The organism is Streptomyces sp. NRRL B-24572, from assembly GCF_002156145.1.
Classification (GTDB): Bacteria; Actinomycetota; Actinomycetes; order Streptomycetales; family Streptomycetaceae; genus Streptomyces; species Streptomyces vietnamensis.
The window spans coordinates 1-11,582 of the sequence record NZ_MWIG01000631.1 but is presented as its reverse complement, the minus strand read 5'-3'; the positions used below and the strand labels follow the sequence as shown (position 1 = coordinate 11,582).

The following is an 11,582-nucleotide window of genomic DNA, read 5'->3' as shown; positions in this document are numbered from 1 at the left end:
AGCGGCTGACCGCCGGGTCGGGCGACCCGGCGGTCAGCCGCTCGTACCGGGCCCGCAGTTCGGGCCCGGTCAGCGGGGTGCCGCCGATGAAGACGTGCAGGGCGGGGTCGGCGAGCGCCCTGGCCATCTCATCGGCGTGCGTGACGGCGAGCGGCACGAGGTCGAGCCGCCGTGTGCGTACGGTGATGGTCCTCACGCGTCGAAGTCCCAGATCCCTTGGTCGTTGTTCCTGGTCATTGTGATCCCTCCCCCGTCCTCCCGAAGCCTGTCGAACGGCTCCGAGCCTAGGAACGCGCGGCCCCTCCCGCTGTGCGCTCGGCGCGGTCCTCCTTGACGCTCAGCGCGCGGTACTCGGTGGGGCTGAGTCCGTACGCCGTCCGGAAGGCGCGGCTGAAGACCGCCGGGCCGCTGAACCCCCAGCGCGCGGCGACGGCCTGCACCGGGCGTCCGGCGAGTTCGGGGCGGGCGAGCTCGTCGCGGCAGCGCTCCAGGCGGCGGCGCCGGATGCGGGCGTGGACGGTCTCGCCCTCGCCGTGGGCCTGGAACAGCTGGTGGAGGGTCCGTACGGAGATGTGGTGGGCGGCGGCGACGGCGGCCGGGGTGAGGTCGGGGTCGCCGAGGTGGGTGTCGACGAAGGTGTGGATCCGCTGGATCAGGGCCCGCGACCGGGCCTCGGCGGGGAGTTGCTCCTCGGCGTCGAGGTTCTGGGCGAGGCAGGCGGCGACGAGGTCGACGACGACGGAGCCGAGTCGCGGCAGGTCCTCGGGCGCGCACTGTCCGGCGTGGCCCTCCAGGGAGCCGAGGTAGGAGGCGAGGACCGCCCCGAGCCCGTGTCCTCCGGGGATCCGGCTGGCGAGCAGCCGGTCGATCCGCCGGCTGCGCAGGGGCAGGACGTCGCGCGGGAGTTGCAGCATGGTCAGCTGCACGGGCCCGGACGCGATGGGCATGGCCGCGTCGGAGGGCCGCGAGGTGTCCCAGAAGACCAGGTCGCCCGCCCCGACGCTGCAGTCGTTGCGGTGCTGGGACAGGACGGTGGCGCCCCGCCGCATCAGTCCCAGCTGGTACTGCTCCGGGTCGCCGCGCCGGATCAGCGCGGGCGTACGGCGGGACCGCAGGGGCGAGAAGCCGAACCGGGCGATGCGCACCGTCTTGAGGTCCAGTACGGCCGCCTCGGCCTGGAAGTCGGCGGTCCGGTCGACGCTGAGCGCGGTGGGCATCACCTCCCGGCTGACCAGGTCGGCGAACCAGTCGAACCGTTCCTGCGCGGGCAACTCCCCTGCCGAGACCACAGACCACATCGCGTACCCCCGTACTCCCCCGTCGATCTTCCTGTCGATGGCCAGAATGCATCGGCGCGAACACGTTTGTCGCCGGTTTCAACTATCGGCGTGGCGCGCCCTCCACACCGTCCGACCTGCGCTTCAACGTCCTTCCCTTGGGCGCTCGTTGGAAGCGTCTTGAAGATCCGTTGGCCGCCGCTGGCAGTGTCGTGCCGCACCGAAAACCCCGGTGCACGAGATACGGGAGAACACCTCATGAACCTCAAGCGATCGCTCGCCGCCCTCGGCATGGCGGCAGGAGTGGCCCTCGGCGCGGCGGCCGTCGCACCGGCGGCGAACGCGGCCCCGGCGGGCTGTGCCAGCGGCGGGCTGTGCGTGTACTGGCTCTCGGACTACCAGGGCAGTGTGCAGACGGTCTACCAGAACAACTCCGACCTCACCATGTACAACAACTTCAACAACGCCCTGGGCGGCTCGGCCTTCAACAACGGCAACAGCTGCAACGTGGTGCTGTGGAAGGCAACGGGCTACCAGGGCACCGGCTGGGCGCTGGACCGGGGCACCGGCTGGAGGCTCATCGGCGACAACCTGAGCACCATCGGCTCCAACAAGTGGTGCACGTACTAATTCGATGAGCAGCTCCAGGAGACGCACCGCAGCCGTGGCGCTGCTTCTGGGTCTCGGTGCCGCCGGATGCTCGACGTCCGGCGGCACCGCCGCACCCGGCCCCGCGCCACGCCCCGCCCCGCGCCCCTTCCAGGGCGTCACCTACTACCCCGAGCCGGAGCGCGCGGCGCTGCACACGGCGGAGGAGGAGCTCGTCGCCGCCTGCATGAAGCGGCGCGGGTTCACCTACCGCCCCCAGCCGCTGGCCACGGGGAACCACCTCGCCGACGTCAACCCGTACGGGCTGCTCGGCGTCGCGCAGGCGGTGAACGACGGGTACGGCATCACGAGCACCGCGCTGTCGATGCGGCCGCCGGCGGACGTCAACGCGGCGGAGGGCGCGAACGAGCGCTGGAAGGAGGCGCTGCTCGGCACCCCCGCCCACCGGGTGGACCTGGCGATGCCGATGAAGCGGCAGTTCTTCTACCAGGCGGACTCCTGCGTCAGCGACGCCAAGTCCCGGCTCTTCGGGGCGGATTACTACAAGCTGTACAACACCTTCCAGGTGCTGAGCGACGCGGTCGTCGAGAAGGTCAGGGCCGACCGCCGGTACCTCGCGGCGCAGGACTCCTGGCGCGCCTGCATGAAGGAGGCGGGAGCGGAGGCGAAGGCGTTCGGTGACCCGCAGAGCACGGTGGACCGGCAGCTCCGGCAGGCCGGCCAGGACCAGGCCAAGCTGCACGCCGTCGCCGGGGTCGAGCTGAAGCTGTCCAGGGCGGACGCGGACTGCCAGGCCGGGGCCGGCCTCACCGCCGTCGTCACGGCGGCGCAGACCGACGCCGAGAAGACACTGGGCGCGGGCTACGCCGACGAGCTCGCCGCACTGCGGAACATGCGGCGGAAGGCCCTCGCGACGGCGAGCGGCGACTAGGGCCTCGCGACGGCGAGCGGCAGCTGGGGCCTCTGTCCGGCGCACCCGGACCTGGTCCGGCCGACCCGGACCTGGTCCGGCGGACGGGCCCTACACGTCACCCAGAAAACCGGGGTCGGTCCCGTCGAGCTGCAGGGCCGTCTCGCGCCCGAGCCCGAGCAGCTGCCCCAGGGGGACGACCGCGCGGCTGGTCCCGGCCAGGTCCTGGTGCGCCTCGGCGGACCACAGGGGCGGGTAGAGGCTGAGGCCCTCCCCGCCGGTCAGGCCGGGGACCTCCTCGCGCCAGCCGGGCCAGCGCAGACCCTCGTAGAACTCCTCGACGCCCCCGGCCAGGACCCACGACAGCCAGGCCCCGTAGCCGGCGCCGATCGCGTCCCAGCGCAGCGAGTCGGGGGCGAAGTACACCATCTCGCCGGGGCGGCCCGGCAGTCCGGTCTCCTCCTCCGTACCGCCCTGGATCGCGAAGGCCCCGCCGAGGACGTCGTGGGCGACGACGAGCCCGGCGGCGGGCCGCCAGGCGGGGTCGGGCTCGTCGGGGTAGCCGTTGATCCGGGCGAGGCCGGGCAGGCGCCGGTCGTTGTGGGCGGCCGGGCTGCCGTACACCCGCAGCCAGCCGTCGTCGACGAGCGCGCCGCCGGTGTGGAACAGGAACGCCCCGAGGTACGAGCGGACGGTGACCTGCGTCTGCAGGAGCGTGGCCGCCGCCCGCGCGGGGTCGGCGGCGAGGACCTCGACGGACACCTTCGCCGCCCGCAGCTCGGCTTCGAGCTGCGGCCACGCCGGCTCGTCGGTCCCGGTCAACTCGCTCAGTTCACGCACACGGCCATCGTCGCACGCGGTCCGGACGTTGATCGGCGGCCCCCTCGGGGGTATCTTGCATTACATGGTTCCTGGCGAAGCAAGATCCGAGACGGCGACCGGAAAGGTCGCCAGTCAGCTGCGCAAGGGCGTACTGGAGTACTGCGTCCTCGCCCTGCTGCGCGACGGCCCGCGCTACGGCGTCGAGATCCTCGACGAGCTGGCCGCGGTCAGCGTGATGACCACCAGCCAGGGCACGATCTATCCCCTGCTGTCCCGGCTCCGCCGCGACGGGCTCGTCGACACCGAGCTGCGCGAGTCGGCCACCGGCCCCGCCCGCCGCTACTACACGCTCACCGCACCGGGCAGGACCGCGCTCGCCGAGTTCGCCGAGGACTGGCCGCGCTTCCGCGACGGCGTCGACCACTTCCTGACCGCATCCCATGGAGGCTCCGCATGACCGGCACCGAGCACCCCCTCGTGACCGACTACCTGGCCACGATCGAGCGGGAGGCGTCCTTCCTGCCCACAGGGCGCCGCGAGGAACTCCTCGCCGACCTGCGCGAACACCTCGCGGTCGCCGTCGGGGACGAGCAGGACGCGAAGACCGTCCGCACGGCCCTGGAACGGCTCGGCAGCCCCACCGCCATCGTGGCGGCGGCGCGCGAGGAGGAGCCGGAGACCGCCACCACCGCCACCACCGAACCCAAGACCCAGCCCCGGACGCGGACGGTCGCCACCGCCGTCCTGCTCGGCGTCAGCGGCATCGCCACGCTCGCCAACCCCCTCGTCGGACTGGCCGTGATCGCCGTGGGCCTCGGCCTGCTGTGGACGTCCGACGTGTGGGAGCAGCGCACCAAGACCCTGGCGACCACCCTCACCCTCGGGACGTCGTTCGCGTTCCTCCTCGGCATGTTCCTGCTGGCCGCGCGCTTCGGCCCGACGGAACTGCTGCTCCTCCTCGCCGTGGGCATCGCCCTGCCGGCGACGGCGGCGGTACGCCTGTTCCGCACCGCCCCCCAGCCCGCGGCGGCCTGACCAGGGGCGGAGCGCGGGGGCCACCCCCTCCCGCGGACCAAGATCATCACGGGTGCAGAATGACCCGTATGACCCTGTCGAACATACCGAAACCGGCAACGATCGACGACGCGCCCATGGTCGGCCGCACCCTGGCCTCCGCCTTCGGGGACGACCCGATGATGCGCTGGTTCTTCCCCGACGAGGCGACGCGCGAGGCGGGCCTCGGCCGCTACTTCACGACCCTGTTCACCCGGCAGTACGGCCTGCACGGCGTCTGCGAGCGGACCGGGTCCGCGGCCGCGTTCTGGGTGTCGCCCGAGGGCGCGGACAAGGCCGTCCCCGACGCGGAGACCATCGCGGAGCTCGTGGAGATCCTCGGCGACCGCGCCCCGGCCTTCGAGCAGGCCGTCATGGCGGCCGCCGAGCACGGGCCGAAGGAACCCCACTGGTACCTCGCCGTCATCGGCGCCGACCCCTCCGCCCGGGGCCAGGGCCACGGCTCGGCCCTCCTCCGCTCGGGCCTCGCGAAGGCCGACGCGGCGGGGATGCCGGTCTACCTGGAGTCCTCGAAGCCGGACAACCTGCCGGTGTACGAGCACTTCGGCTTCAAGGTCGTCGACGAGTTCGCCCTGCCGGGCGGCGGCCCGGTCCTGTGGGCCATGAAGCGGGACCCGCGGGGCATCTGACCTCTTCACGGGTGGTCCTGCCACAGGTGGCGCCGGAGCAGCACGTTGGCGTCCGTCACCGCACTGTGGTCGAACCTCCCCCGGGCCTCCCGCCGTTCCCGTACGAGCAGCGCACACGCGACGCAGTGCGGTACGGGCTCCGGCGGGCGGCTCAGATCGGGCACGGGCTGCACCTGCGGCCCCCGGGCCCGCTCGTTGGCCGCCCGCACCCCCGCGCTCAGGCGTTCGGCGGGGGTGGCAGGGCGCAGATCGGCGGGATCGGCCTGCCACTCACGGCCGCCGCCGACCGGACGGAGCATCGCGTACGGCCCCGCGACCCCTCTGAACTCACCGACCACACCCGCCACTTGGTCGTAGACCCAAGCTCCGCGTTCCATGGGTTCCGCTCCTCTCCGTGGACTACCCTCTGTGATCCCGGCGCTACGAGGATGGACCGGGAAACAGGGAACCCGGAGCGGTGGCGGGCTGTACCTCCGCAGGTCGCGCGGTAGTTCCACACCTTCCACGAGGGAGAGTGCGCGATGCCGCCGAGACGGGCCGTGACGGGCCGCAGCCAGGAGCCGAGGAAGCGGTTCACGGAGGAGCTGAAGTCACTGCGGGCCGAGCGGGGGCTCAGCCTGCGGAAGCTGGGCGAGGCGCTGGGCTGGGACTGGTCGCTGTTCTCGAAGATGGAGAAGGGCGAGACGCTGGGCGGCCCGGAGGTCGTCCAGGCCCTGGACCAGTACTACGGGACGCCGAAGTTACTGCTGACGCTGTGGGAACTGGCGGTGGCGGACCCGACCCAGTTCAAGGAGCGGTACCGGCGGTACATGACGCTGGAGGCGGAGGCGATCAGCCTGTGGAGCTACGCCCCTTTCCTGCTGCCGGGCCTGCTCCAGACCGAGGCGTACGCACGCACTCTGATGGGGTCGGCCGACGGTTACGAGGGCGATGAGCTGACCCGGCAGGTCGAGGCGCGCCTGGGGCGCCGAGCCGTGCTGGAAGGGGAGAACGCTCCCCTGTTCCGCACGATCCTTTCGGAGACCGTGCTCCGCACTCCGCTGCCGGTTCGGGCGCAGTGGCAGGAGCAGCTGGAGTACCTGCTGACCATGGCCGACCGCCGGAACGTCGCCATTCAGGTGGTGCCCCACTCCGCCGGCCCGTACGCCCTCGCGGGCACGGACTTGATGTTCCTGAAGCCGACGGACGGCCGAACCGTGGCCTGGGTGGAGACCGCCCACGCCGGCGAAGTCGTGGAGGAAACAGCCGCCGTCGACCGGCTTCAGCACCGATACGATCTCGTCCGTGATCTGGCCCTTTCCCCGGCGGATTCACGGAAGTTCATCATGCGAACGTTGGAGGAAGCAGCGTGCGAGCCGTCGATCTGAGCACCGTCACCTGGCGCAAGAGCTCCTACAGCAACGAGGACGGCGGCCAGTGCCTCGAAGTCGCCGACCACCTCCCCCTCGTCCCCGTCCGCGACTCCAAGAACCCCACCGGCCCCGCGCTCGTCTTCGAGGCCGGCGCCTGGGCGTCCTTCGTCGCCGGGGTCAAGGGCGCTGCGGAAGCCCACTGACAAACCCGCGCCCGTCAGGGCAGGAGCGTGAACGCGTCGACGTGCGCGGGGCGGACCGCGCCGAAGTGGCGGCGGTCCACGGTGGCGACCTCCCGCACGCCGAGCCGCTCGGCGCAGGCGATGACGGACGCGTCCACGAGACCGAGCGGAAAACCCGCGTACTGGGCCACCAGCTCGGCGATCCGCAGCCAGTCCCCCGGGTGCACGGGTTCGACCGCGAAGAGCCCTTCGGCGAAATCCTGGGCCAACAGCAGCTCCGAGCGGGTCCCAAGACGGCGACCGAGCAGGTGGGCGACTTCGGCGATGACGAGGGTGGGGACGACGAGAGGCCCGGGATGGGTCTCCAGGAGCCGCACACAACGGTGGTGCCAGGCGTCCGTCCTGTCGTGCAGGGCGTAGAGCGGTCCGGCGTCGACGATCAGCGCGCTCATGCGGTGCGCCGCACCCCGCGCGCCTCCTCCTCGGCGATGAGGTCCCGCCCGTCGGCCAGGCCGGCCAGCAGCTCCTCCATGCGCTCCGCGATGTCGCTGCGCCCACTGGCACCCGACCCCGTGGAGTGGAACCTGCGCCGCACAGGGGCGTCACCCTGCTCGTCACCGGGCAGGTGGGCGGCGATGGCCTCGCGCGTCCACTCCGAGACGGTCATGCCTCGCCGGGCAGCCTCGTGACGCATACGGGCGTCCAGCGATTCGTCGATCTTGATCGTCGTCCGCTTCACGTATGCCAGCATACCCACGCCTGCCGAACGGACACGGCGCTTCACGCCGCCACCGCCGCCGCGTCCGCGTCCGCCTCGCAGTCGGGGCAGCGGCCCGGTTCCCAGGCACGGAAGGCGACCTCCTCGCAGGTGACGCAGGTCTGGATGGGCGGCGGGCCCTGGACCGGAGGCACGGCGGGGAGCGGGGGCGGCAGGAGGGCCTTCAGGCGGTGGGAGAGGAGGCCCGCCGGGTGTTTGAGCGGCTCCGGGAGGTCGGCGAGGAGCGTGCGGCGGACGGCGTCGGGGGTCGCGCCCCGGGCGAACCAGGCGTCGACGCCCGGGGCCAGGTGCCGGACGTCCCGCTCGGAGAGCAGGAAGCGGGCGTCGTGGCTGCGGAGGCCGAGCAGTAGCTCGACGGCCGGGTTCTGCGGGAGGGCGGGGGTCTCGCCCCGTACCGGCGCGGACTCCTGGCGGGGGCTCGGGACCGCGTCCGGCGCCTGACCGGGGTCCGGGACCGGCGCCTTGTCGGGGTCCGGGACCGGCGCCTTGTCGGGGTCCGGGTCGCCGTCCGGCTCCGGGGGCTCCGTCGCGCCCGGGTTGTTGTACGAGACGGTACGGGTCACGATCCGGCCGCTGGGGAGCCGCTCGCGGGTCCGGCTCAGGTAGCCGTGGGCCTCAAGCTCGCGCAGGGCGGCGGCGACGCGGATCTCGCCCTCGGGGAAGCGCGCGGCGAAGTGCTTGACGCCGACGCGGGAACCGGCGGGCAGTGACTGGATGTGGAGGGCGAGACCCATCGCGGTGAGCGAGAGGTGCTCGTGCTGCGCGAGGTGGTTGCCGACGACGGTGAAGTTCGCCGTGTGGGTCACGTTGGCGTGGATGACGCCCGCGCCGGAAACGGGCGCGCTAAGGTGCTGGGTATCCATGGGGAAGCTGTTCTCTTCCTCGATGGCCAGGCCCTCGCCAGGATTGCCGTCCTGCCGGGGGCCGAGCATTTTCAGTTCGGTTGGCCGGAGCATATGCCAGGCAACCACCCCGAAATCCACCCGAGTTGGCAGAGTTCCCTCGTGTGAGTGACGCGCCCCCTCAGCTGTGACCACTCAGAGCAGGTGGGGTGTGGTTGGTTCTTTCCCCCGGTACTTATGGGGACGTCGGGGCAGCCCGTGTCGCGGCGCCGCCCGACCCGGTACGCCGAAGCGGCCTCCGCCCCGTCACGGGGCGGAGGCCGCTTCGTACGCCGTCAGGTGCTCAGTCGAGGCAGAACTCGTTGCCCTCGGGGTCCTGCAGGGTGATGCAGGACTCGTTCTCCCCGTCGGCGTACTGCGTGTACAGGTGCGTCGCGCCGAGCTTCACCAGGCGCTCGCTCTCGGCCTCCAGGGTGGCGAGGCGCTCGTCGCCCACGAGGCCCTTGCCGGCCCGGACGTCGATGTGGACCCGGTTCTTGACGGTCTTGCCCTCGGGGACGCGCTGGAAGAGCACGCGCGGGCCCGCGCCCGTGGGGTCGGAGCAGGCGAAGTACACCGGCTGCTCCTCGAACGGCAGCGACCGGTGGTACTCCGACCAGGTGGCGAACCCCTCGGGGACCGGAGGGAGGACGTAGCCCAGCACCTCGCACCAGAACTCGGCGAGGCGCGCGGGCTCCGCGCAGTCGAGGGTGACCTGGATTTCCTTGATCGCTGCCATTCGGCCACCGTATCAAGGGGGCCCGGCGGCGCTCATTTCCTTTTCAGCCCTCCAGGATCACCAGGCGCTGCGTCGCGCGGGTCATCGCCACGTACCGGTCGACCGCGCCCGCGACGCCCTCGCCGAAGTCCTCCGGGTCGACCAGGATCACCAGGTCGAACTCCAGGCCCTTCGACAGGGAGGGGGTGAGCGAGCGGACGCGGGGGCGCTCCGCGAACGCCGGGGCGCCGATGACGCAGGCCACGCCCTCGGCGTTCTCGGCGAGCCAGGTGTCGAGGATCTGCTCCAGGTCGGTGACCGGGGCGTGGGTGACGGGGATGCCGTTGCCGCGGATGGACGTCGGCACGTTGGCGTCCGGGAGCGCGGCGCGGATGACCGGCTCGGCCTCCGCCATGACCTCCTCCGGCGTGCGGTAGTTGATGCTCAGGGACGTCGTCTCGATGCGGTCGAAGCCGACCCGCTCCAGGCGCTCCCGCCACGACTCGGTGAAGCCCTGCCGGGCCTGGGCGCGGTCGCCGACGATCGTGAAGCTCTTCGAGGGGCAGCGCAGGAGCAGCATCTGCCATTCCGCGTCGGTCAGTTCCTGCGCCTCGTCCACCACGATGTGCGCGAACGGACCGTCGAGCGGCTCCAGTTCGGCGGTCGGCAGGGCGTCCTCGTCGATCAGGCTGTTCTGGAGGTCCTTGCCCCGCAGCATCGTGACCGCGCCCTCGCCGTCGGCGTCGGCCGCGACGATGCTGTCGATGACGCCGGCCATCCGCTCGCGCTCGGCGGCGACGGTGGCCTTGCGCCGCAGCTTCAGCCGGGCCGTCTCCGGGTCGCCGAGCCGCTGCCGGGCCGCGTCCAGGAGCGGCAGGTCCGAGACCGTCCACGCCTGGGCGTCCGCGCGCCGCAGCCGCTTCACCTCGTCGGGGGTCAGCCAGGGCGCGCACATCCTCAGGTACGCGGGAACCGTCCACAGGTCGCCGACGAGGTCGGCCGCCTCCAGCATCGGCCACGCGCTGTTCAGGGCCCCGGTCAGCTCCCGGTCCTGGCGCAGCGACTTCCGGAACTGCTGCTCCGGGATCTCCTCGCCGTCGTACTTGTCGAAGAGGATCGAGACCAGGTGCTCCCAGACCTGCTCGCGCCCCTCGTTGTGCGGGGTGCCGGGCTCCACCGCGTCGAAGGCCTCCGCCCAGTCGGCGGCGGTCAGCCGGATGTCCGACCAGTGGGTGGAGACGGTCATGCCCTCGGTGGGCGGCTCCTCGTAGAACGCCACGGCCTTCTCGATCGCCTTCACCATGTCCGCCGTCGACTTCAGGCGGGCCGCCTCCGGGTCGGTCTCCGCCGGCGCCTTCGCGCCCTCGGCGACCAGGTCCCGCACGGTGCACGTCCGTACGCCCTCCTCGCCCAGGCTGGGCAGGACGTCGGCGACGTAGTTCAGGTAGGGCTGGTGCGGGCCGACGAACAGCACGCCGCCCCGGCGGTGCCCGAGGCGCGGGTCGGAGTAGAGCAGGTGCGCGGTGCGGTGCAGGGCGACGACCGTCTTTCCCGTACCGGGGCCGCCGTCGACGACGAGGGCGCCGCGCGAGCCCGCGCGGATGATGGCGTCCTGGTCGGACTGGATCGTCGCGAGCACGTCCCGCATCCGGGGCGAGCGGTTGCCGCCCAGGCTCGCGATGAACGCGGACTGGTCGTCGAGCGCGGCATGCCCTTCGAGGCCCTCGGCGGTGAAGACCTCGTCCCAGTAGTCCGTGATCCGGCCGCCGGACCAGCGGTAGCGGCGGCGGCTCGCCAGCCCCATCGGGTGAGCATGCGTCGCCGCGAAGAACGGTTCCGCCGCCGGGGAACGCCAGTCGACGAGCAGCCGGCGGCCGGTGCTGTCGGTGAGGCCGAGACGGCCGATGTAGAGCGGCTCGGAGCCGTCCGCGCCGCCTTCGCCCTGCGTGTCGCCCTCGCCGCCCGTGCCCTGCGTGCCCTCCGAGCCGACCACGCGGCCCAGGCACAGGTCGAGGCCGAAGCGGCGCAGGGTCCGCAGGCGGCCGCTCAGCCGGTGGATCTCCGCGTCCCGGTCCATCGCCTCCCGGCCGACCCCGCCGGGTGCCTTCCGCTCGGCGTCGAGCCGCTCGGACAGCTCGGTGATCGTCTCGTCGAGGCACCGGGCGATGGCCGCGAAGTGCTGCTCGTCGGCGGCGATGAGCGCCGGGTCGGCCTTGGGAGAGAGGTTGCCGGAGAGGTCGAACACGCCGGCAGTAAGGGACGTCATGAAGTAAAAACCCCGTTTTCGTGCATCTTTTGGCTTCGAGGGGCGATTGTGCGCCACGGAGGGGGCCTTGCCGCAAGGCCCCCT

The 11,582-nt window shown here is 72.2% G+C and carries 15 protein-coding genes and 1 pseudogene; 7 read left to right on the top strand and 9 right to left on the bottom strand.

From position 1 onward, the window contains the following. Window positions 1-196, bottom strand: a pseudogene (locus tag CCN56_RS32105) (GNAT family N-acetyltransferase); the annotation flags it as partial. Between the two features lie 88 nt (window positions 197-284). After that, window positions 285-1,298 carry a helix-turn-helix domain-containing protein gene (locus CCN56_RS32100; protein WP_086831405.1) on the bottom strand — a complete coding sequence of 338 codons (1,014 nt, stop codon included), beginning with the start codon at window positions 1,296-1,298 and terminating at the stop codon, window positions 285-287. A gap of 237 nt (window positions 1,299-1,535) precedes the next feature. Between CCN56_RS32100 and CCN56_RS32095 the strand changes: the two genes are divergently transcribed. Next, window positions 1,536-1,907 (top strand): peptidase inhibitor family I36 protein, encoded by a 372-nt coding sequence (locus tag CCN56_RS32095; RefSeq protein WP_086831404.1) that lies wholly within the window; start codon window positions 1,536-1,538, stop codon window positions 1,905-1,907. A 34-nt stretch (window positions 1,908-1,941) separates the two neighbouring features. Beyond that, window positions 1,942-2,817, top strand: coding sequence for a hypothetical protein (locus tag CCN56_RS32090; RefSeq protein ID WP_086831403.1), 876 nt, complete (start codon window positions 1,942-1,944; stop codon window positions 2,815-2,817). A gap of 90 nt (window positions 2,818-2,907) precedes the next feature. Here CCN56_RS32090 and CCN56_RS32085 read toward each other — a convergent pair whose 3' ends face one another. Further along, window positions 2,908-3,636, bottom strand: a complete 729-nt coding sequence (locus CCN56_RS32085; protein WP_086831402.1) for a DUF2625 family protein — start codon at window positions 3,634-3,636, stop codon at window positions 2,908-2,910. Between the two features lie 64 nt (window positions 3,637-3,700). On the opposite strand from CCN56_RS32085, the gene CCN56_RS32080 reads away from it, so the two are divergent. The 3 genes from CCN56_RS32080 to CCN56_RS32070 are packed head-to-tail and all read left to right on the top strand — an operon-like array spanning window position 3,701 to window position 5,321. After that, window positions 3,701-4,075 carry a PadR family transcriptional regulator gene (locus tag CCN56_RS32080; RefSeq protein ID WP_086831401.1) on the top strand — a complete coding sequence of 125 codons (375 nt, stop codon included), beginning with the start codon at window positions 3,701-3,703 and terminating at the stop codon, window positions 4,073-4,075. Continuing rightward, window positions 4,072-4,653 carry a hypothetical protein gene (locus tag CCN56_RS32075; RefSeq protein WP_086831400.1) on the top strand — a complete coding sequence of 194 codons (582 nt, stop codon included), beginning with the start codon at window positions 4,072-4,074 and terminating at the stop codon, window positions 4,651-4,653. Before CCN56_RS32080 ends, CCN56_RS32075 begins: the two co-directional genes overlap by 4 nt. A gap of 59 nt (window positions 4,654-4,712) precedes the next feature. Next, the gene (locus CCN56_RS32070; protein WP_086831399.1) at window positions 4,713-5,321 is read left to right on the top strand and encodes an N-acetyltransferase; all 609 of its coding nucleotides are present in this window, start codon (window positions 4,713-4,715) and stop codon (window positions 5,319-5,321) included. A gap of 5 nt (window positions 5,322-5,326) precedes the next feature. Here the strand turns inward: CCN56_RS32070 and CCN56_RS32065 are convergent, their stop codons facing one another. Beyond that, entirely contained in the window at window positions 5,327-5,698 is a 372-nt protein-coding gene (locus tag CCN56_RS32065; protein ID WP_086831398.1) for a hypothetical protein, read from the bottom strand. A gap of 144 nt (window positions 5,699-5,842) precedes the next feature. Between CCN56_RS32065 and CCN56_RS32060 the strand changes: the two genes are divergently transcribed. Then, window positions 5,843-6,688, top strand: coding sequence for a helix-turn-helix transcriptional regulator (locus CCN56_RS32060; RefSeq protein WP_086831397.1), 846 nt, complete (start codon window positions 5,843-5,845; stop codon window positions 6,686-6,688). Continuing rightward, window positions 6,670-6,876, top strand: coding sequence for a DUF397 domain-containing protein (locus CCN56_RS32055; RefSeq protein ID WP_086831396.1), 207 nt, complete (start codon window positions 6,670-6,672; stop codon window positions 6,874-6,876). Before CCN56_RS32060 ends, CCN56_RS32055 begins: the two co-directional genes overlap by 19 nt. 14 nt (window positions 6,877-6,890) lie before the next feature. Here the strand turns inward: CCN56_RS32055 and CCN56_RS32050 are convergent, their stop codons facing one another. From CCN56_RS32050 to helR, 5 genes are all read right to left on the bottom strand, one after another. Further along, window positions 6,891-7,307, bottom strand: coding sequence for a type II toxin-antitoxin system VapC family toxin (locus CCN56_RS32050; protein WP_086831395.1), 417 nt, complete (start codon window positions 7,305-7,307; stop codon window positions 6,891-6,893). Beyond that, window positions 7,304-7,594 (bottom strand): CopG family transcriptional regulator, encoded by a 291-nt coding sequence (locus CCN56_RS32045; RefSeq protein ID WP_256962287.1) that lies wholly within the window; start codon window positions 7,592-7,594, stop codon window positions 7,304-7,306. Before CCN56_RS32045 ends, CCN56_RS32050 begins: the two co-directional genes overlap by 4 nt. A 41-nt stretch (window positions 7,595-7,635) precedes the next feature. Further along, on the bottom strand, window positions 7,636-8,589 hold the full coding sequence (locus CCN56_RS43560) for a helix-turn-helix domain-containing protein (RefSeq protein ID WP_306300649.1): 954 nt from the start codon (window positions 8,587-8,589) through the stop codon (window positions 7,636-7,638). 229 nt (window positions 8,590-8,818) lie between these two features. Next, window positions 8,819-9,253 (bottom strand): VOC family protein, encoded by a 435-nt coding sequence (locus tag CCN56_RS32035; RefSeq protein ID WP_086831393.1) that lies wholly within the window; start codon window positions 9,251-9,253, stop codon window positions 8,819-8,821. Window positions 9,254-9,296: 43 nt separating this feature from the next. Beyond that, window positions 9,297-11,498, bottom strand: a complete 2,202-nt coding sequence (gene helR, locus CCN56_RS32030; protein WP_086831392.1) for an RNA polymerase recycling motor ATPase HelR — start codon at window positions 11,496-11,498, stop codon at window positions 9,297-9,299. Window positions 11,499-11,582: the final 84 nt, after the last annotated feature.